19 protein-coding genes and 2 pseudogenes are annotated in these 19,820 nt (G+C 34.4%); 15 read left to right on the top strand and 6 right to left on the bottom strand.

What is annotated here, in order from left to right; genetic code table 11:
• Positions 1 to 68 precede the first annotated feature (68 nt).
• Together C568_RS0110390 and C568_RS0110395 are read left to right on the top strand one after the other, a co-directional pair.
• Positions 69 to 1,820: an ABC transporter transmembrane domain-containing protein gene (locus C568_RS0110390; RefSeq protein WP_018781454.1), complete on the top strand. Its 1,752-nt coding sequence runs from the start codon at positions 69 to 71 to the stop codon at positions 1,818 to 1,820.
• The gene (locus C568_RS0110395) at positions 1,820 to 3,583 is read left to right on the top strand and encodes an ABC transporter ATP-binding protein (RefSeq protein WP_003207987.1); all 1,764 of its coding nucleotides are present in this window, start codon (positions 1,820 to 1,822) and stop codon (positions 3,581 to 3,583) included. The genes C568_RS0110390 and C568_RS0110395 overlap by 1 nt, the downstream gene beginning before the upstream one ends.
• 70 nt (positions 3,584 to 3,653) lie before the next feature.
• Here C568_RS0110395 and C568_RS36400 read toward each other — a convergent pair.
• A pseudogene (locus C568_RS36400) lies at positions 3,654 to 3,734 on the bottom strand (YxiF family protein); the annotation flags it as partial.
• 314 nt (positions 3,735 to 4,048) lie between these two features.
• Here C568_RS36400 and C568_RS0110405 point away from each other — a divergent pair.
• The 6 genes from C568_RS0110405 (at position 4,049) to C568_RS0110430 (ending at position 9,491) form a co-directional block, all read left to right on the top strand.
• Entirely contained in the window at positions 4,049 to 5,656 is a 1,608-nt protein-coding gene (locus C568_RS0110405) for an esterase/lipase family protein (RefSeq protein ID WP_018781456.1), read from the top strand.
• A 464-nt stretch (positions 5,657 to 6,120) separates the two neighbouring features.
• Positions 6,121 to 7,164 (top strand): nuclease-related domain-containing protein, encoded by a 1,044-nt coding sequence (locus C568_RS0110410; RefSeq protein WP_018781457.1) that lies wholly within the window; start codon positions 6,121 to 6,123, stop codon positions 7,162 to 7,164.
• A gap of 30 nt (positions 7,165 to 7,194) precedes the next feature.
• Positions 7,195 to 7,728 carry a hypothetical protein gene (locus C568_RS30590; RefSeq protein WP_018781458.1) on the top strand — a complete coding sequence of 178 codons (534 nt, stop codon included), beginning with the start codon at positions 7,195 to 7,197 and terminating at the stop codon, positions 7,726 to 7,728.
• A gap of 124 nt (positions 7,729 to 7,852) precedes the next feature.
• Positions 7,853 to 7,999 (top strand): BC1881 family protein, encoded by a 147-nt coding sequence (locus tag C568_RS34185; RefSeq protein WP_003199195.1) that lies wholly within the window; start codon positions 7,853 to 7,855, stop codon positions 7,997 to 7,999.
• 119 nt (positions 8,000 to 8,118) lie between these two features.
• Positions 8,119 to 8,874 (top strand): sulfite exporter TauE/SafE family protein, encoded by a 756-nt coding sequence (locus C568_RS0110425; RefSeq protein ID WP_029427140.1) that lies wholly within the window; start codon positions 8,119 to 8,121, stop codon positions 8,872 to 8,874.
• A gap of 26 nt (positions 8,875 to 8,900) precedes the next feature.
• Positions 8,901 to 9,491 (top strand): DUF2238 domain-containing protein, encoded by a 591-nt coding sequence (locus tag C568_RS0110430; RefSeq protein WP_003199191.1) that lies wholly within the window; start codon positions 8,901 to 8,903, stop codon positions 9,489 to 9,491.
• A 305-nt stretch (positions 9,492 to 9,796) separates the two neighbouring features.
• Here C568_RS0110430 and C568_RS0110435 read toward each other — a convergent pair whose 3' ends face one another.
• Positions 9,797 to 9,997, bottom strand: coding sequence for a DUF3903 domain-containing protein (locus C568_RS0110435; RefSeq protein WP_016115767.1), 201 nt, complete (start codon positions 9,995 to 9,997; stop codon positions 9,797 to 9,799).
• A 142-nt stretch (positions 9,998 to 10,139) separates the two neighbouring features.
• On the opposite strand from C568_RS0110435, the pseudogene C568_RS0110440 reads away from it, so the two are divergent.
• The 3 genes and pseudogenes from C568_RS0110440 to C568_RS0110450 form a co-directional block, all read left to right on the top strand.
• Positions 10,140 to 10,298, top strand: a pseudogene (locus C568_RS0110440) (NUDIX hydrolase); the annotation flags it as partial.
• Positions 10,299 to 10,411: 113 nt separating this feature from the next.
• The gene (locus C568_RS0110445) at positions 10,412 to 11,158 is read left to right on the top strand and encodes an IclR family transcriptional regulator (protein WP_018781460.1); all 747 of its coding nucleotides are present in this window, start codon (positions 10,412 to 10,414) and stop codon (positions 11,156 to 11,158) included.
• A gap of 80 nt (positions 11,159 to 11,238) precedes the next feature.
• Positions 11,239 to 12,879: a M20/M25/M40 family metallo-hydrolase gene (locus C568_RS0110450; RefSeq protein WP_018781461.1), complete on the top strand. Its 1,641-nt coding sequence runs from the start codon at positions 11,239 to 11,241 to the stop codon at positions 12,877 to 12,879.
• Between the two features lie 145 nt (positions 12,880 to 13,024).
• Here the strand turns inward: C568_RS0110450 and C568_RS0110455 are convergent, their stop codons facing one another.
• Both C568_RS0110455 and C568_RS0110460 read right to left on the bottom strand, forming a co-directional pair.
• Positions 13,025 to 13,702, bottom strand: a complete 678-nt coding sequence (locus C568_RS0110455; RefSeq protein ID WP_018781462.1) for an LrgB family protein — start codon at positions 13,700 to 13,702, stop codon at positions 13,025 to 13,027.
• Positions 13,699 to 14,064 carry a CidA/LrgA family holin-like protein gene (locus tag C568_RS0110460; protein ID WP_006095612.1) on the bottom strand — a complete coding sequence of 122 codons (366 nt, stop codon included), beginning with the start codon at positions 14,062 to 14,064 and terminating at the stop codon, positions 13,699 to 13,701. Before C568_RS0110460 ends, C568_RS0110455 begins: the two co-directional genes overlap by 4 nt.
• Positions 14,065 to 14,209: 145 nt before the next feature.
• On the opposite strand from C568_RS0110460, the gene alsR reads away from it, so the two are divergent.
• Complete coding sequence (alsR, locus tag C568_RS0110465) at positions 14,210 to 15,112, top strand: acetoin biosynthesis transcriptional regulator AlsR (RefSeq protein WP_006095613.1); 903 nt, start codon at positions 14,210 to 14,212, stop codon at positions 15,110 to 15,112.
• Positions 15,113 to 15,142: 30 nt separating this feature from the next.
• On the opposite strand, the gene C568_RS0110470 is transcribed toward alsR, so the two are convergent.
• The gene (locus C568_RS0110470) at positions 15,143 to 15,754 is read right to left on the bottom strand and encodes a hypothetical protein (RefSeq protein ID WP_006095614.1); all 612 of its coding nucleotides are present in this window, start codon (positions 15,752 to 15,754) and stop codon (positions 15,143 to 15,145) included.
• 197 nt (positions 15,755 to 15,951) lie between these two features.
• Between C568_RS0110470 and C568_RS0110475 the strand changes: the two genes are divergently transcribed.
• From C568_RS0110475 to C568_RS0110485, 3 genes are all read left to right on the top strand, one after another.
• Positions 15,952 to 16,527, top strand: a complete 576-nt coding sequence (locus tag C568_RS0110475; RefSeq protein WP_018781463.1) for an FtsX-like permease family protein — start codon at positions 15,952 to 15,954, stop codon at positions 16,525 to 16,527.
• 93 nt (positions 16,528 to 16,620) lie between these two features.
• Positions 16,621 to 17,532 carry an ABC transporter ATP-binding protein gene (locus C568_RS0110480; RefSeq protein ID WP_003199178.1) on the top strand — a complete coding sequence of 304 codons (912 nt, stop codon included), beginning with the start codon at positions 16,621 to 16,623 and terminating at the stop codon, positions 17,530 to 17,532.
• Positions 17,525 to 18,469: an ABC transporter permease gene (locus tag C568_RS0110485; protein WP_018781464.1), complete on the top strand. Its 945-nt coding sequence runs from the start codon at positions 17,525 to 17,527 to the stop codon at positions 18,467 to 18,469. The genes C568_RS0110480 and C568_RS0110485 overlap by 8 nt, the downstream gene beginning before the upstream one ends.
• Positions 18,470 to 18,514: 45 nt before the next feature.
• On the opposite strand, the gene C568_RS0110490 is transcribed toward C568_RS0110485, so the two are convergent.
• Positions 18,515 to 19,660 (bottom strand): M20 peptidase aminoacylase family protein, encoded by a 1,146-nt coding sequence (locus C568_RS0110490; protein WP_018781465.1) that lies wholly within the window; start codon positions 19,658 to 19,660, stop codon positions 18,515 to 18,517.
• Between the last annotated feature and the right edge of the window lie 160 nt (positions 19,661 to 19,820).

Raw genomic sequence — 19,820 nt, forward strand, 5'->3', positions numbered from 1 at the left:
AAAACTTTTAAAAATTCTGTATTTTTGATAAACTGAAAACATCGCTCATTTCAAGGGAGGGGGATATAATGAAGGTATTTTTTAATTTAGCGTGGTTTTTTAAACAAGAAAAACGGGCGTACATAACGGGAATTATTTTGTTATTTGGTGTAGCACTTCTTGAGCTTGTTGCACCAAAAGTAATTGGAGTTGTTGTAGACCAAATTAATAACCAAACGCTAACATCTGAAAAGTTGTTACAATGGGTTGTTCTTTTAGTAGTTGTCGGGATTACAATGTATATATTACGTTACATATGGCGTATTATGATTTTTGGGTCTTCTTTAAAGCTCGCGCGCCAATTACGAAAGAAATTATATGAACATTTTACAAACATGAGTCCATCTTTTTATCAATCACATCGTACAGGGGACTTAATGGCCCATGCAACGAATGATATTCAAGCAATCCAACAGACAGCTGGAGCAGGCGTTTTGACGCTTGTTGATTCGTTAGCCGTAGGTGGATGCGTGCTAGTGGCTATGGGGTTTACGATTAGTTGGAAGTTAACATTGTTAAGTTTAATCCCAATGCCGATTGTAGCGATTTCAACTAATTATTATGGTACTTTATTACACAGACGTTTTCATAAAGCACAGCAAGCGTTTTCTGAGATCAATGATAAAGTACAAGAAAGTATGAGTGGAATGAAGGTGATTCGCTCAATTGGTCAAGAAAAGGAAGATTTACAAGCATTTCGAAAAAAGTCAGAAGATGTTGTGCATAAAAATATGTTAGTTGCGCGTATCGATTCATTATTTGATCCAACAATTTCTCTTATTGTCGGTTTTTCATTCTTAATCGCTGTGTGCTATGGATCACTATTAGTTGTTCGCGGAGAACTGACAGTTGGTGAGTTAATTACATTTACAACATATTTAGGGACGCTTGTTTGGCCGATGCTCGCATTTGGTTGGCTATTTAATATTATGGAACGTGGTCGTGCTTCATATGACCGTGTGGAAAAAATATTATCTCAAACTTCAGATGTTGTGAACAAAGATGGAGCGGTACATAAAGAGGCAAGCGGTGATATAACGTTTGCAATTGATACATTTTCCTATAAGAAAAATGAAACTCTCCATTTAGAAGATATTCATTTCACACTGAAAAAGGGTGAAACATTAGGTATTGTTGGCCGCACTGGTGCAGGGAAAACGACATTGTTAAAATGTTTAATCAGGGAATATGATCATTTTAAAGGATCGCTGCAAGTTGGTGGGAAAGATATTCGTGATATGACGCTGCATGGCGTTCGATCTGCTATTTCGTATGTTCCTCAAGACCATTTCCTATTTTCAGCAAGTATAGGGGAAAATATTGCATTTGGAAAGGCTGATGCTACATATAAAGAAATTGCATGTGCTGCTGATATTGCTTGTATTCATGATGATATTGTTCAATTTCCAGAAGGATACGATACGGTAGTAGGGGAACGAGGAGTGTCTTTATCAGGTGGGCAAAAACAAAGGATTTCTATTGCACGTGCTTTACTAACGAATGCTGAAATTTTAATTTTAGATGATTGTTTATCAGCAGTTGATGCAAAGACAGAAGAAACAATTTTAACAGCGCTGAAACGAGAAAGAGAGCAAAAAACAACGATTATTACAGCACATCGGTTAAGTGCCATTCAACATGCAAATCTTATTCTTGTTGTTGATGAAGGGAAAATTGTAGAGCGTGGTACACATGAACAACTAATGAGGCAAGAAGGTTGGTATAAAGAGATGTATGAAAGCCAGCAGTTAGAAGCGTTAGTTGAGAAGGGAGGCATATAATGGCTGAGAAAAAAAGAAGCGATTTATGGCGATTACTTTCTTATATGAAACCATATAAAGGCTTATTGTCACTAGCATTTCTATTTCTAGTTGGTGCAACTGTTACAGAAATGATGGGTCCGTTTTTAATTAAACAGTTTCTTGATGAACATTTAGTTCCCCGTAACTTTGAACAATCAGCACTTGTAACCTTATTTGTTGTATATATGATTGCTCATTTATTAAAGGTTTTATTTACGTATTTAAATTTATTATATTTCCAAAATATAGCTTTCAAAATTGTGCAAGATATGCGAGTGGAAGTGTATGAACATGTACAACGGTTGTCATTAAGCTTTTTTGACCGTACACCAATTGGTACCCTCGTATCTCGTATAACAAATGATACAGAAGCAATTAAAGATTTCTATGTGAGTGTGTTATCAACATTTGTAAAAAATGTAGTATTTTTAATTGGAATTTTAGTGGCTATGTTTTTACTTAATGTGAAACTTACATTGTTTTCTCTTTTATTAATACCAATTATGTTGACGATTATGACCATGTATCGCAGGAAAAGCTCTGTTTTTTATTTAGAACTTCGCAATCAATTAAGTATTTTAAATGCAAAGCTTAATGAATCGATTCAAGGGATGAACATTGTGCAAGTGTTTCGTCAAGAAAAACGGATGCGAAAAGAATTTGAAGAAGTGAATAATAAGCATTACAGTGCTGGGCGCCGTACGTTAAAATTAGATGCATTGTTTTTACGACCGGCAACAGATCTTGTTCATATTGTGGCGATTGCATTGGTGCTCGCATTATTTGGAATTGACGCTTTGAATAGTCCAGTTGAAGTTGGGGTATTATATGCTTTTGTTAACTATATTCATCGTTTTTTCCAACCTGTAAATGAAATGATGATGAAATTATCTTTTTTCCAACAAGCACTTGTTTCTTCATCACGTGTCTTTCATTTGATGGATGAAAAAGATTTAGCGCCTATTCAACAAGGGAATGGAGAGCCGAAAGTACATGAAGGAGAAATTGAATTTAAAGATGTTACATTTTCATACGACGGAAAACGTGATGTTTTAAAAAATGTATCTTTTCATGTAAAACCTGGGCAAACAGTTGCTTTTGTTGGGCATACCGGAAGTGGGAAAAGTACAATTATGAACTTGTTGATGCGGTTTTATGATATTAAAGCGGGTCATATTTTAATAGACGGTGTAAACTTAGAAAAGTTTGAAGAGAAGGAAATTCGAAAGAGAATTGGGCTCGTATTGCAAGATGCCTTCTTGTTTGCTGGAAATGTGAAACAAAACATTCGCATGTATAATGAAAGTATTACGGATGAAGAAATAAAAGAAGCAGCACGCTTTGTTCAAGCAAATACGTTTATTGAAAAGTTACCAGAACAGTATGATACAGAAGTAGTAGAAAGGGGAGCGGCATTCTCAAGTGGACAAAGGCAACTCATCGCGTTTGCTAGAACGATTGCGACAAATCCGAAAGTATTGGTATTAGATGAAGCAACGGCCAATATTGATACAGAAACGGAAGAGGCCATTCAAACAGCGTTGCAGCGTATGCGAAAAGGTAGAACAACAATTGCGATTGCACATCGCTTATCTACTATTCAAGATTCTGACCAAATCTTTGTTATGCATGATGGAGAAATTATAGAAAGAGGAACACATCAAGAGTTACTGAGTAAGCAAGGGTTATATTACAATATGTATTTACTTCAGAATAAAGGAAGCCTTCAGAAAGCTTTGTAGTATTAAGGTTTTGAAGGCCTCTTTTTTATTCTTTTAAAAATGATCACATTGCTGTAATTTCTGTTACGCCTCACATACTGAATTCGTAATGATATTCTGTTCTTTCAATACATACACCAACTTCTAAATCATCTCCAACTAATATAAAATCTTCATCATACAAATTATAACTTCTTTTTCTAGTGGGTTTTCTTAACTCAGTATTATTACCGATAAAATCTGTAAGTTTGTTGTTGAGAAACATTTGTACTATTGATGAATGAAAGGAATTAAGGAGCGTAGGAAGAATATCGTTTATAAAGAATAAGACGATGCTGTCAAATTATCATACTTATTAATGGAATAAATATGAATCTTAGAAACTTTAGAAGAAAATGAGATTTGGAAATAATAGCAGTTATTGTATTGCAACAGCATAGCAATCTATAAACTCTGCGTCATCTTTCTAAAAAAGGAGGGAGTATTATGCAAGCGTTGTTTAAAAGATGTATGGTGTTGATTGCTGCATTCATTTTACTGGTTACTTCTGTTGGTGGTATTGCAACTGCTGAGACCAATGCTACGCCAATTTATAGGGAGATGCTTCCACCGAAAGAAACATTCAATCCAGGAGATTGGTTTTTAGGTGAGAAGCCTCTAAATTATGATGAAAATAGGCCACCTATTGTTTTTGTGCAAGGAAGAAATGGAAGTGCGGATAGTTGGTATGGAAAAACAGTTTATCACGATGCAAACGATATGTATGATTATGCTTATCGTGCAGGATATCAAACTGTATTTGTTCAACTATATGATGCAGCTGGGAAGGGATCTGCAAGTCAGTGGGATAATGGCAAATTGTTGGCTGCAAAGCTAGAAGAGATTTATAATCATTTTGGTAAAAAAGTGAATATTGTGGCTCATAGTAAAGGTGGAATTGACACTCAAGCAGCACTCATTCAATATGGTGCGAATCGTTTTGTAGGAAAAGTCATTACACTGGCTTCGCCGCATTATGGATCAAATTTAGCGGACTTATCGTATAGTTGGTGGGCTGGTTGGCTGGCTTCATTACTCGGACAAAGAGACGATGGCACTTATTCTTTACAAACAGGTGAAATGGCACAATTTCGTTCTGTAATAGATAACAATCCAAATGTTAAATTAAATCGTTACTATACAGTTGCAGGTACAAGTTGGGGACCGGCTTTCTCTGCTCTATCTTTAGGTGGGCTATACCTTTCCGCGTATGGCTCCAATGATGGATTAGTGAATGAATGGAGTGCAAAATTACCTTATGGAACACACTTATTTACCGATTCTAGATTTGATCATGATGATATACGAAAAGGTTCGGCGGTGTTTTCTCGAATTGAACCGTATTTACGTACTTCTACCGCCACGTTCGTTCCTTATACTTCAAATAATAATGCTAGAGAACTTGTTAATGATTTAAATACTACTTCTAATCAAACCGTTTTAGGTGGAGAACTAATACAGAATAAATGGATTGATCAAACGTTTGCTGTAGATACAAAAACAGAGGGCGTTGTCTCGGTGTTAACAGCATCTTCAGAAGTGAAAATACAACTTATTTCTCCGTCGGGAAAAGTATATACAAACGAGGATAGTAAGGTCACGATAGGAGATGAAACTTCCTACTTTAAGGGTGCGTCTATTCGGACATTTAAAATAAATCGAATGGAAATAGGGGAATGGCATGTTAAACTAATGACAGCACATGCAAAAGATGCTTATATGATTGTTAGTGATTATAAACAAAAAGCACCGTTTACTTTGAAAATGCCAGGGAAAATCAAAGCTGATAAAGTTGAATTTCAATTGAAACAATCTACTAAAGAACTAGGAAAACAAGAGGATCTTTCTTTCACTGTCCGAGTTGTTGATCGAGAAGGGAATTTAGTATCGCAATCGAATCAGTTGCAAAGGTTAGATGAGGCTGCATTCACAGGCCTTTTGAATTATATTAAAAAGTCAGATGTATATAATGTGACGATTGATATTAAAGGTATTAACTCAGAAGGTAAAGCTTATACTCGTACGATTGTACGTTCGGTGTATATTGAAAAATAAAAAGTATGGAGGTATTACAGTTTAAAGCTTATTTTATGATTCAATTATTGAGTATATTCTTTTCAAAAAGATATAGGAATATGGAAAGAAAATGGATTATAGTAAATAATCAGGTCTAAATGTAGTAAGGCAAAGAATTATAAATTAAAATATATATTTACTTCAAAATATAAGAGGTCTTCAGGAAAAACTACGAGAACAAGGTTTTCCTGAAGGCTTTTTTATACTATCATATCTGATTATCGATATTTTTACTCTACTTTTAAAAATTCAATATGTATTCTATCAACTTCAATTTCAACATATTTGTTAAACCATTTGCTATATTCCGAGAGATACCCATCGCTATCTGTGAAAAGTATATCCAAATTTTACAGAGAGTTATTTTAATACGTAGTATAATAGAATAAAATGGATTTTAAAAGTTTAGGTAATATTTTACTAAGCCATAAAGGAGAAAAAAGATGGAATATGTACTTATATGTGTGATTTTAGCTTTATTAGCTGGAGTATTTGTATTGTTTTATAAGAATAAACAGTTAGAATCAGAAAACCAACAAGTGGAATTTGAAAAGACAAAGTCAATAGAAAACTATCAGAGTGAGATGGCTGCAGCTGTAGCGGATTATGAAGAAAAGCAGGAGACATTAAAAAACATAGAGCGTAAAAAGTACAATAATTTAAAAGAGAGTGCAGCTAGAGAAGTAGAAAACATGAGAGTGATGAAGAATCAATTAGCGATGCAGCATAGTAAAGAGCGTAGTGAAATGCAACAGAAACACAGTAATGAGATACATATGTTACAAGATCTAATTACAGAATTAAGAGCGTATTCTAGAAATGGTGAAGAAATGAATACGCATGAAATATTACATTATATGAAACGGGGATTTGTTCAGGAAGGAATCATAAATGAAGACGAACTACATATTATTCCAAATATATTTCTTCCCAAAGTACATAGTAGAAGAGGAAATAAAATGGGGAATACTCGAGTTGATCATATATTGTTATCGACAACCGGAATATATGTAATTGAGACAACAGAATGGCAAGGAAGAATGATACACGGATTGACGAAAGAAAATGCAGGGGTATATTCATTTATGATTGATGAGATTGGTAAGTATCAAAATGAATATGAGAAGGAAGAGACATTTGTTTTTATGAAAAAGGGAGATTCAATGACTCTCATGGTAGAAAACGTAGGAAACCCCGTTTATAAAGCAAAACATCTTTCAACAATTGTATATGATTACTTGAAAGAGGTTCATTCGCAAGCTCTAAAAGAAGAAGTTAAGCCCACTGTATATTTCGGCAATGAGACAAATGGAAGTGGAAATGAAATGATCGATCTTTCCAATGAAGTACTTCCGAGGTTGAAGGATAGAGAGCAACTTGTTACGTATTTTAGAAAGGAAAGATTGGAAGGGAAAGTACTATATACAGTGCAAGAATTACAAGGGATAAAAGAAATGATTGAATGTATGGGAGAAGTGAAGTTGTAAAAAATCTGATGTGATAAAGGTGATTTTTCATTGGGAGCGTATAGAGATTTTTTATTACGGGCAACATTGTATGTTTATGTTTTTTTATATTTGTTTATATGTATCGCTTTCATATTCATCATTGGCATGACTCATTCGTCTTATAATACTGTGAGTATTTTAGTGGTATCAATTCCGTTTATTCTTTTACTGGCTCTTCAGTGGATCGTTTTTCATTTTTCTGGTGGTAATAATAAGGGTATATTTAAAAGTATTACAATTGTGGGAGCGGTATTATTCAGTATTTGTATCGTACAACTAGGTGTAAATGAGTATAATTCAAAGTTTCAAACAGATAGATGGCTAAAAGATGAACGGAAACGAGTATATATGATAGATGATCTTCTAACGAAACATAAACTAGTGGGAAAACCTAAGAAAGAGATTGTACAATTGTTAGGAAAACCAACTGAGACAAGGCGTTTTGAGGAAATGAATCAAACTGATGAAAGCATCCGTACAGGATGCTTTTTTATTTTTTTTCAATATGCTACAAAAAGGAATCGTATATTCTTTATGGAATAAGGAATGAAAATGGCAGGGGGAGTGTATATATGGATGCATTGGAACAATTTCATAATCTTACATGCCAGATTCATGACAAGATATTACTGATATAAGGTAACAAGAATGAAAAGGAGGTAAGACGGTGAAAAAAATACCAACTGAAGCCTTAAGTAAGGAATTGATGGAAAGAGAAGGGGTTATATCTATTACAGTTAAAGAATTTGAAAAAATTGAAGTCGCTGGAGTGGTAGTATCTGGGCCAGCAGTCATTTTAATTAATCAAGATTAACAGAGTACATATAATGAATATAGAAAAATAGTGAAAAGCATCCTATGTGGATGCTTTTTTATTTGCTAAAAAAGAAATATATAAGATAATAGAGCCATTGGAGGGGAAAGAAAGTGGCTATTATTATTATTATTACAATGTTTCTAATGGGGATTTTATTAGGGTTTGTTGGAGCAGGTGGAGCTGGGTTTATTATTGCAGTGCTCACTCTCGTATTTCATGTGCCAATTCACATAGCGCTCGCGACATCATTAACAGCAATGGCATTTACAACACTTTCTGGAGTGATAAGTCATTATCGAGAAAGAAATGTTGTCATGAAAATTGGCTGTGTTGTAGGAGGATTTGGTGCGCTTGGATCATATGTTGGATCTAAAATTGGTGCTGGGATTCCTGCACAGCTCCTTCATTGGTTTACGGCTGGTATGTTATTTTTATCAGCCATATGCATGTTAGTTCGTTTGTTTTTTGTGCAAAATCAAAAAGAGTTGTCTGCTAGTTTATCAGATCAGTTATCTCCATATGTATTAGGAAAAGGAGCTATGTTAGGAATTGCAACTGGGATATTAGCAGGAGCATTTGGAATTGGTTCAGCACCTTTCATTCAACTAGGATTAATGGTATTACTAGGCTTATCAATTCATCAGTCAGTAGGGACTACAATGCTTGTTATTTTACCAATTGCAATTGGTGGAGGAGTTGGATATACTTCAGCAGGATATTTAGATTACATGTTATTAGTACAAGTTTTAATGGGAACAATGCTCGGGGCATATATAGGCGCGAAGTTTACAAATTATGCACCTCGTATTATTTTGAGGTTTTCGATGATCATGACACCTGTTTTAGCTGGATGTATGTTATTAATGGAATAAGAAATAAAGTACTGGGGGGAAGAGGTGTGTCTGCTCATTTTCATAAATTGTTATGTGTAGGTTTTTGGATTGCATTACTTATATCAGGAATATATCCAAAGGATTCTTTTACATGGGTTTTAGAGGTCGCACCTGCAGCTATTTTAGTACTCATTTTAATGATTACATATCGACGTTTTCGATTTACAACGTTCACATACGTATGGATTTGGATTCATATGTTGATATTGCTCATTGGAGGCCATTATACATATGCAGAAGTACCATTATTCAATTGGCTACGCGATGCTTATGATTTAGAAAGAAATTACTATGATCGTGTTGGGCATTTTATGCAAGGCTTTGTTCCAGCATTATTAACACGAGAAGTACTTATAAAGGTAGTTGAGATTCAAAAAAAAGGATGGCTAGAACTACTTGTAATATCAGTTTGTTTAGCATTTAGTGCATTATATGAGTTGTTAGAGTTTGCAGTTGCAAAATTAACGGGGACAGGAGCAGAAGCATTCCTTGGAACACAAGGAGATGTTTGGGACACACAGTGGGATATGACACTTGCATTAATTGGGGCGATGTTGGCAATGCTATTATTTCGTAATGTTAAAAATATAAAATGATGGATTAATATGTTTTACGTATGAATTATGTAAGTAATTCATATTTCCCATATAAAAGGATTTACTATAATATAATGAGTGTAGCGTCCGAGTATTCGACGCATTACTAGTATTATATCCCTATCCCTTTTCTAAAAATGCGAACAAGTTTTGCCCTATTCTATTCAATGTTTGATTGTATAGAAATATATTGTTCGATGCCCATTATGGAGCGTACATAATGGGGAAATCCCGATCCTTAAAGAGGATGCCCCTAATCTTCATGTGAAAATATGATCGGATGAAGAAAGCTGACCAATGTATGGTCAGCTTTCTTTTTTGTGTAAAAATAATTCTTCTGTAATTTCAGTTTGTAATAGCAGTGTTTTTCCAAAGCGGCGTTTGCATTCATCTCTTACTTTTTGAATGGCAAGTGTATGAGAAGTGGCAGACACGGTGACAGTTGCTTGCCGAGATTTTCGGTTTTCTTCACAAAAAACACACTCCACAACATATTTAGAAATCATACTCTCATCCTTCCGCTTGAATTTCTAGGAATGAGTTGTCTTTGAAGTTGATATAATCTTTCGTTACAAATTCAGCATTTTCCTCTATTTTCAAGGAGAAGAACAGGGTAAGAAAGAATATTAGGTATGGGAGGAGAGACACATGAAAAGATGGATTGGAACAGCAGCTATATGTGTAAATGAAAAAAATGAAATTTTGATGGTATTACAGGGTAAGAAAGAGGAACCGAAAAGGTGGTCAGTACCAAGTGGTGGACAAGAAGAAGGAGAAACATTAGAAGAGTGTTGTATCCGAGAAGTTGTTGTTTTTATTTTTAGAAAATTCGATAATTAAATTGATTTCAGTTTGAATTTTTGTTAAATTGATAGTTAATTAAGGCTACTAACATATTACAAGTAAAGTTGAGGCGAGTTATGGTACAATCCATTGATCGAGCAATAAGTATTATTAAGTTATTGAATTCTATAAATGACAAAGAATATTGGGCTATTTCTGATATAGCTGATAGAACACATCTCCCAGTTAGTACAGTACATAGGTTACTTAACTCTCTAATGGAGCATGGATTAGTTACGCAAGTTTCAGAAACAAAACAGTATACAACTGGACCAATGTGGATGGAAATAGGGTTACGTCAATTAGAGAAGATAGACTACAGATCTGTTGCAAGAGAAGTGATGAAGCGTTTGGCCTTTGAAGTTGAAGAAAGTGTTTACTTGAACATTCCAAATGGAACACATTCTATTATTATTGAAAGAATGGATAGCCCTTTAAAAATTCGAGTTATCGATAACTTAGGGGAACAGATTCCTCTTTCGATTGGCGCCGCAAATAAAACGATGCTTGCCAATATGAAAACAAATGAAATGGAATACATTGTAGAACAGTTACTTTCTTCTTTACCAGAACAAAAGCAAATGCTTTTTGATCAACTCGCAATGATAAGAAATGAAGGATATGCTGTGAGTTATGGTGAGAAAACAGAAGGAACAGCTTCAGTAGCTGCATCTATTATAGGATTTAATCATAAAGTAGTAGGAGCACTAAGTATTGGATTAATTAATCATCGTATTAACGATGATCGACTATCTTTTCTTATTAGTAAGGTCAAACAAGCGGCTAATGAAATATCAATAAAAATCGGCAGAACATCGGAATAATAATTTTGATAGTCTGTCGTCATTTTTTTATTCATATAGTGGAAATGAATTTCATTATGTGGAAAAATAGGGGGATTTATATGTCAAAATGGCAATCAAAAGAACAATTGGTTCAATTATTAAGCGATCTTGTTGAAATTCCTAGTATTACTGGCTCGGAAGCTGAGATTATATTGCCAGATTTTGTTGTTGGCCAACTAACGGATCTAGATTATTTCAAACAAAATTCCAATCATGTGCAAAAAAATCCGACGGGGGATGGACGATATTTTGTTACTGCTCTAGTAAAGAAAAATAATAATACAAAAAATACAGTAATTCTTGTTAGTCACTTTGATGTTGTAGATGTGCAAGATTATGGGGGGTGGAAAGCGGATGCATTTAGCCCTAAAAAATTAACATCTATGTTTTATTCTCATAAAGATGAGCTACCGAATCATGTACGTGAAGATATAGAAAAAGGGGATTGGCTATTTGGTAGAGGAACAATGGATATGAAATGTGGTCTAGCTTTGCAAATGGCAATGGTTGAGCAAGCTTGTGAAGGGAAGTTTGACGGAAATGTCCTTTTATTAGCTGTTCCAGATGAAGAAGTGAACTCTGTAGGAATGAGAGCTGCTGTTCCAAGATTATTAGATTTAGCAAAAGAACATAACCTAGAATATAAAACGGTTTTAAATTCAGAGCCTATGTTTACGCGTCATCCTGGTGATCAAAATAAGTATATTTACACGGGTTCTATTGGTAAGGTGTTACCTGGTTTCTTTTGTTATGGAAAGGAAACACATGTAGGCGAACCTTTTGCGGGATTAAATGCTAATTATATGGCTTCATTATTAACAGCTGAATTAGAATTGAATACGGAACTTTGTGATATTGTAGAAGGCGAAGTGAGCCCTCCACCAACTAATTTGTTTCAAAGAGACTTAAAGGAGGATTATTCTGTACAAATTCCTCATCGTGCAGTCACATTGTTTAATTTATTTTTACTAGAAAAAACGATGACAGATGTAATTTCGTTGTTACATCAAAAAGTAACGAAAGTAGCAGAAAAAATCGAAAACTCGTATGAGAAGCGAGCATATCGTTTTTCTAAGTATAATCCGTTCATACCGCCTAATCTTAAAGTAAATGTATTAACGTATGAAGAGTTTATCGCTTATGCAATTGAACAACATGGGCAAGAAAAAATAGCTGATATTCAATCTACTGTTATAAAAAATAGTGAAGATAAAGATGATCGTGCGGTAACAATTGATTTAGTTGATAAATTAGCTATTTTATGTAAAGAAAAGGCACCAATGATTGTGCTTTTCTTTGCCCCACCGTACTATCCAGCTGTGAGTTCACGTCACAATCCTTTAATTAAAGAAGTAGTTAGGGAAATGGAAAGATATGCTCACTACAATCATGGAATTACATTTGAAAATCAAAATTATTTTGGAGGAATTTCAGATTTAAGCTATGTAGGCTTACAGTATCCAGTTGATTCAATGAGCTCACTTGTAGAAAATATGCCATTATGGGATAAAGGCTATTCAATTCCGCTCCAGGAGTTAGAAGAGTTTGATGTTCCAGTATTAAATATGGGACCAGTAGGAAAAGATGCACATCAATGGACAGAACGTCTGGACATAAATTACGCATTTGAAACGCTATTAGATATGTTGCCTATATGTATTGAAAAATTACTTGTTTCAAATAAAATTACACAGTCATAGTTATGTTTGTGTAGGAGAGAAGGGAATTAAGAAAAGGATAGAAATTGTAGCGTTATACTACAGTTCCTATTCTTTTTCTTGTAATGATTTATTTTTATTCAAAGCCCGATTGATCGGGATAAATAAAATAAGAGTATAGTGTTGTTTAATGTAACCAGGATAAGAAAAGTGGTACAATGACTAAACTTGCGCCAGCTGTTAGAAGCATGGATAAACTTGCAATTGTACCTTCCACCGGTCCGATTTCGAATGCTTTTGAAGTACCGGTACCGTTTGCACTAGTACCTAGCATAATACCTTTCGCGATGGCGGTTTTAATACGGCATATGCGAATAAGAGAAGGGCCTAAGAGTGCTCCAGTTAGTGCTGTAAGTACAACGAATACGGCTGTTAATTGTGACATACCGCCAATCATTTCTGAGATTGCCATGGCAATTGGTGTTGTGACAATGTGCGGTGCTAAGCTATGTTCTAGTGATGAATCAATGTGAAAAGCATCTGCTAGAAGAGCTGAAGTAATAACAGATAATAATGAACCGACAATGACGTTAATTAAAATTGCACTCGCATGTTTTTTAAATAAATCAAAGTATTTATAGATGGGCCATGCAAAAGCTACGGTTGCTGGTTTTAATAGTTCAGTTAACCAATGGCCACCAGAATCGTATGTTTCATAAGATGTATCTAGTCCAAGTAATAACACGATTAAAACAATTGGACAAACGAGAAGCGGTGAAAGTATACTCCAATTCCAGCGCTGATATAGTTTCTTAGAAATCCAATATGTTAATAGTGTTAATAGTAAACAAAAAAAGCCGATCATTGTGCTGATCCTTTCCGCTTTAATAGCAGTTCTGTTAAGATTCCAGTGACGAGTGTTACACAAAGGGTACTAATCATGATAATCAAAATGAGATCGATACCATATTGTGATAATGTATCTTTGTAGCGGATAACAGCGACGGCAGAAGGAATAAAAAATAAAATAAGTTCTTTTAATAAAAAATCCGCTCCGTCTTGAATCCACTCTTTTTTCACCAAGTTAAATTTTAATGACATTAATAATAAAAAAATTCCGATAATACTTCCTGGAATTAGGAGGTGTGCCTGCTTTGTGATCCATTCACCTGTCCAAGCGAAACAAAATAATAGTAAGATTTGTCCGCTTAATTTCCACCATTTCATACAGTAACACCGCTTTCGATTTTTTTCATAAAAATTGTAAAAAGAATTAACAATTTCTACTATACGTCCTTTCAAAATATTTGTCTAATATATAAATTATATGTTATTAATTTATTATACATATTAATCGAAAAGGGGATCTCAAATGGAATTACGGCATTTGCAATATTTTGTTGTTGTAGCAGAAGAGCTACATTTTGGACGAGCAGCTGCTCGCTTACAAATGACACAGCCACCGCTAAGTCAACAAATTCAGCAATTAGAGAAAGAGATGGGAGTTACATTATTTTCAAGAACGAAGCGGAAAGTTGAGATGACAGAAGCAGGAGAGATGTTTTTAAAAGAAGTGAAAAAAGCATTTGATCAAATTGAGAAGGCAGTAGAAGTCGCGCAAAGTGCACAAAGGGGAGAAGTTGGATCACTTTCAATTGGATTTGTAGGGGCAGCGATATATGATATTTTACCGTCTATTGTTAGGGAGTATCGAAAGAAGTTTCCAAGAGTATCTGTTGCACTGCATGAATTATCGACACCGGATCAAGTTCATGCGCTCCATGATAATCGTATTGATGTTGGATTTTTACGTCCACCAATTAATACACAATTACTAGAATTAGAACCAATTCAAAAGCTTTCGTGTACACTATGTTTACCAAAAGCGCATCCATTAGCAGAGAAAGAAGAAATTCATATTGAAGATTTGCAAGATGAACCATTTGTATTTATAACAAGACCCGTTTGGCCTGCGTTATACGATACAATTTTATCGTTATGCAGGAATGCTGGATTTAGTCCACACATTGTGCAAGAGGCAACAGAGTATCAAACCGTTATGGGGCTTGTAGCTGCAGGAATTGGTATAACCGTTATTCCGGTATCGGCAAATAAGTTATATAAAACAGAAGTGGTGTACAAGGCAATATTTGATTCTAAATTTGTAGCTGAAATGTCAGTAGCATATCGGAAAACAAATAGTAATCCTGAGCTGTTAGAGTTTTTAAAAATTGCGAGAGAAAAAAAACGAATTGAAGTTGAAAATGATAAGTAAGGTGACAGAAATGTGATAAAAGAGGAGATGCTATTGTGATGCATCTCCTCTTTTTATTTCAATAATGAATAAGTAGACATGTTCATTTTCTTGAATTAATCGTTGGCGTGAGCTTTCATCTTCTATAGAGAGTGAAGATATATGATTTTTATTTGTTTTTATCCAAGCAGCAAGAACTGTTCTTTTATTATATTCTATTTTTTTAGAGCTGCTAATTTCTTCAAATGCAGACCCATTAATATTAGGTAAGCTATTTTCAGAAACAGTCATTGAACTATCGTCAATACCCATGAACCATTGCCAAGTCTCGTTGTTCGTATGTTGAAACATTTGTTGACCAACGGCTAATCTTATTTTTTTGTCTTTAAAGTCGGAAGAAGAAAACCCACCCATATCTTTTACCTTTTCTCCATTCTGGTAATATTCAATATTTGTAAATATTTCAGCTTGTTTATGAGGAATGGTAACTTCATAAAAAGAGACATGTCCTTGTTGTAAGGGTAATAATTGCAAAAGCGCAGTTTCTTTTTCTGATAAATTATATGGTTTTACAGTTGTGTACGAGTTTATATTTTGTTGGACGCCACAACTACTAAGAGAAGTACTCAATAAAATGATGCTGAGAAGTAGTGTTTTTTTCATTTAATCCCCCAATATTAATATATTAGATTTTTATGGGGATTCTTCTATTTCAATGTAACCTTAGACATAAAGTCATTTTTCTGCGACTTAAGACCTAGTAGAGACTCCGATTGTAGTTCGATGTTAAAAAAGTCATATTTTTATACACTAGTAGTATGGAATACTGGACGTTAAGAAGTAAGGTAGGGGAATCAATTATGTCTTTATTTCGGTTAGCAAAGAAAAATATACAAAACTATGCTGCCCAACGATTAAAGCAATTTATATGGATTGCAATGAGTACAATGCTATATTTTTTCATTATATCTATCCGATCTAATGAAGCGGTAATAGAAAAAATACAGCATATACCGTTTTTGTTAGCTACACTATATTATGGGGAAGTACTGTTGTTTTTGGTATGCACTGCTGTTGCATACCAAATGACAAAAAGATTTTTAAAAAATAGGAAACAAGAATTAATGTTGTATGAAACCGCCGGTATGAAAAAAAGAAAAATATTTTGTTTGTTATGTCAGGAGCAGTTTTTGATTTACGGTGGAGCGATTCTTTTTGGTTTTATTCATGGGATGCTGTTTTTGAAATTATTTACAGTGATTTTTATAAAGTTAATAGGAGTTCATGGAATAAATAGCGCACCGATTACGTTATACGCAGTATCAGTAACGACAGTGTTGATCGTTATAATCATCTTATTATCAATATGGCAATGTTATAAATTTATTCAAGAATTTAAATATGAACAATTAAATAAAGTCGAGGAAAAGGCATGAGGCATCATGTCTTTTTGTTCGTTTTACAGCAGAAAATAATCATGATACAGTGTAAAGAACTGAAAAAAGTGTTAGAGAGAAAGGTTGTATAAAATGGTAAATAAACAATCTATAGTGAGAGTAGAACAACTAACAAAGCGAATCGGCTCAAAGACATTAGTAGAAAATATAAGTTTTGAAGTAAAGAAAGGCGAAGTTGTTGGTTTATTAGGGCCAAACGGTGCCGGGAAAACAACATTAATGCGAATGATGGTTGGTATGATTCGCATGACAGAAGGTGAAGTCTGGATAGATGGTCAATCTGTAAAACAGCAATTTGAAAGTACAGCTGCAAAAATTGGTGCTGTAATCGAAAATCCAGAATTCTATCCTTTTTTAAGTGGTTATGAAAATTTGACATATTTTGGGCGTATGAATAGTAACGTTACAGAAGACCGTATTGATGAAGTTGTCCAATTACTAGGTATGGGACAGGTTATTGACCGAAAAGTAAAAGCATATTCACTTGGTATGAGGCAACGCTTAGGAATTGCACAAGCACTTATACATAACCCGGATGTACTTATTTTAGATGAACCAACAAACGGGTTAGATCCAAATGGTATCCATGAGATGCGTATGTATATAAAGAAAATTGCACATGAACAAGGAAAGGCCGTTCTTGTATCGAGTCATTTATTATCTGAAGTTGAATTAATGTGTGATCGCGTCATTATCATTCAACATGGAGAATATGTAACGACGCAAAGTATTCAACGAGATGGAAGTTTGGAAATGGAGACGATTCATATACGTGTTGATGATGTGAAGCGGGCAGCGGATCTTTTAACGTATGATGCTGTAATTCAAGATAATGAATTGATTCTTACTGTGGAAAATGAAGAAATTCCAAATGTGATTCGTACATTAACAGAAAAAAGTATTCGTATTTATCGTGTTTATGAAGAAAGAAAAACATTAGAAGAGAAGTTTTTAGAATTAACAGGAGGCAAGGATATTGTTTAATTTAGTTTATAACGAACTGTATAAAATCTTTAAGCGAAAGCGAACAATGATACCGTTTGTTGTTATTGCAATTTTAGTTATTGGTTTAGGATGGGTTTCTGTTAAATACTTTCCGTCTTTATCAGGAGATTGGAAAACAGAGTATACGGAGCGAACGGCAGAAATTGAAAAGAAACTTGGAAGTACGAAACAGGATATTATAAATCAAAAATCAGGAGATGAGCTCGTTAAAGAGTATCAGCTTAAAATGAAGCACTTAGATACGAATACACCACCTGCAGATGCTTCACCTCTAACTTTTATGAGAGATACCGGATTAATTGTTTTTCCGATTTTATTACCATTTATTCTTGTATATGCTAGTACAATTTTTGCAAATGAGTACAACTGGGGAACTTATAAATTCTTAATGATTCGCCCGGCGAATCGATTTAAAATTTTAACAGCGAAATATGTTGCGATTGTTATTTTTTCTGGATTACTATTTATATTTAATATGCTTTTCTCACTGTTATGTGGGTTTGTTATTTATAAGTTTCAACAGCCAGCATGGACGGAATTTATTGTACAAAATGGTAGTATTATTGAGCGGAATATCTTTGGTGATGTGAGCCAGTATTATCTATTAGAATGGCTACCAACTCTTGTGTATGCAGCGCTTGCTTTTATGATTTCTGTTCTAACAAGATCAAGTGGGGGTGCAATAGGTATTTCTTTATTTGTGGCATTATCTGGTGGAATCATTTTAATGCCAGCATCTAGATATGAATGGATGAAATTTTTATTACCGGCAAATACAGATTTATATGGAATATTACAACATGGAAGCGTAGTTTCAGGGATAACATTCCCATTTGCCTCTTGTATTCTGATGATTTATTTACTTGTTTTCCTAGGTATTTCCTATACTGTATTTTCAAAGCGCGATTTAACATAATAATAGATGGAAAAACCGTTAAGAAGAATGATCTTAACGGCTTTTTTATCGTAATTTGTTAATAGCTTCTTGAGCTAATAAAGCAAAATATTGTGCGCTTATAGGTAATGCTCCTTCATCTAATGTAAAAGCAGGGTGATGCCATTCTTGTGTCCCAGCCGTTCCCATAAAGACGAATGAACCAGGTATGTTTTGTTGATAAAATGAAAAATCTTCTCCTGCCATAGAAGGTTTTGGTGAAATAATTTGGAGGCCCATTACTTGAGCAATATGGGTAGATAATTCTGTAAGTTTTATATCGTTATGAACGGCAGGAGGACCTGGATACCAATGCAATTTCGTTTCAGCACCTAGTGCATCAGAAACCCCTTTAATAATACGTTCCATCAGTTCTGGTATTCTTTGGCGTGTTTCAGGTTGGAATGTACGAACGGTTCCTTCTAAAGTTGCTTTTTCAGGGATAACGTTCCATGTATTTCCTGAATGAATGTTTGTTACACTCACGACAGCGTTATGAAAAGAGCTTACATTTCGGCTTACAATTGTTTGTAGTGCCATAACAATTTGAGAAGAGGCAACAATTGGATCAACACCAGCATCAGGTACAGCTGCATGTGTTCCAACTCCTTGTATTTCAATCTCAAAACGATCAACGCCGGCCATAAGTGGTCCATCTTTTATACCAATTGTACCAACTGGTAAATCGGGCTTATTGTGCATACCAAAAATAGCTTGTACGTTTTCTAAATGACCAGCTTCTATTACTTTGCATGCTCCGTCTCCGCTTTCTTCAGCAGCTTGGAATATGAATCTAACAGTTCCGTTAAGTGAAGATTCATTTTCTTTTAATAAGTAGGCAGCGCCGAGAATAGATGCTGTGTGAAAATCATGTCCACATGCATGCATTTTACCAGGATTTTTAGAAGCATAAGATAAATTAGTTTCTTCATGTATAGGAAGAGCATCAATATCAGCACGGAGCACAATAATTGGTCCATTCTTATCACCGGAAACTTCTGCGATTACGCCAGTTTTTAAATTAGAACTAATAATTGTGATGTTAGCTTCGTTTAACCAGTTCTGTATCGCTTTTGTTGTTTCTGTTTCTTCATAAGATAGTTCTGGATATTGATGTAAATGACGGCGGATGGAGATTAGCTTCTCTGTTAATTGATTTGTGATGGGTTTCATCTATTTTGCCTTCTTTCTCAGGATAAACTTCAATTTATATTTTAAGTATATTAAAATAAAAAATCTATTCATTAGTAATTATATAGGAGTTTAGTGTTTTTAATGAATCTGTAAGAGAAAAATATCCCTTAAATTAATTTTGAAATTTTTCACATGTTAT

This window comes from Bacillus sp. 95MFCvi2.1 (assembly GCF_000374965.1).
Classification (GTDB): domain Bacteria; phylum Bacillota; class Bacilli; order Bacillales; family Bacillaceae_G; genus Bacillus_A; species Bacillus_A pseudomycoides.

What these genes read in the sequence shown, in the direction of transcription:
- alsR (WP_006095613.1), top strand. Translation starts at nt 14,210, where the DNA reads ATGGAATTACGGCATTTGCAATATTTTGTTGTTGTAGCAGAAGAGCTA.
- C568_RS0110470 (WP_006095614.1), bottom strand. Translation starts at nt 15,754, where the DNA reads ATGAAAAAAACACTACTTCTCAGCATCATTTTATTGAGTACTTCTCTT.
- C568_RS0110450 (WP_018781461.1), top strand. Translation starts at nt 11,239, where the DNA reads ATGTCAAAATGGCAATCAAAAGAACAATTGGTTCAATTATTAAGCGAT.
- C568_RS0110405 (WP_018781456.1), top strand. Translation starts at nt 4,049, where the DNA reads ATGCAAGCGTTGTTTAAAAGATGTATGGTGTTGATTGCTGCATTCATT.
- C568_RS0110410 (WP_018781457.1), top strand. Translation starts at nt 6,121, where the DNA reads ATGGAATATGTACTTATATGTGTGATTTTAGCTTTATTAGCTGGAGTA.
- C568_RS0110390 (WP_018781454.1), top strand. Translation starts at nt 69, where the DNA reads ATGAAGGTATTTTTTAATTTAGCGTGGTTTTTTAAACAAGAAAAACGG.
- C568_RS0110490 (WP_018781465.1), bottom strand. Translation starts at nt 19,660, where the DNA reads ATGAAACCCATCACAAATCAATTAACAGAGAAGCTAATCTCCATCCGC.
- C568_RS0110475 (WP_018781463.1), top strand. Translation starts at nt 15,952, where the DNA reads ATGTCTTTATTTCGGTTAGCAAAGAAAAATATACAAAACTATGCTGCC.
- C568_RS0110435 (WP_016115767.1), bottom strand. Translation starts at nt 9,997, where the DNA reads ATGATTTCTAAATATGTTGTGGAGTGTGTTTTTTGTGAAGAAAACCGA.
- C568_RS0110395 (WP_003207987.1), top strand. Translation starts at nt 1,820, where the DNA reads ATGGCTGAGAAAAAAAGAAGCGATTTATGGCGATTACTTTCTTATATG.
- C568_RS0110480 (WP_003199178.1), top strand. Translation starts at nt 16,621, where the DNA reads ATGGTAAATAAACAATCTATAGTGAGAGTAGAACAACTAACAAAGCGA.
- C568_RS0110460 (WP_006095612.1), bottom strand. Translation starts at nt 14,064, where the DNA reads ATGAAATGGTGGAAATTAAGCGGACAAATCTTACTATTATTTTGTTTC.
- C568_RS0110445 (WP_018781460.1), top strand. Translation starts at nt 10,412, where the DNA reads ATGGTACAATCCATTGATCGAGCAATAAGTATTATTAAGTTATTGAAT.
- C568_RS0110455 (WP_018781462.1), bottom strand. Translation starts at nt 13,702, where the DNA reads ATGATCGGCTTTTTTTGTTTACTATTAACACTATTAACATATTGGATT.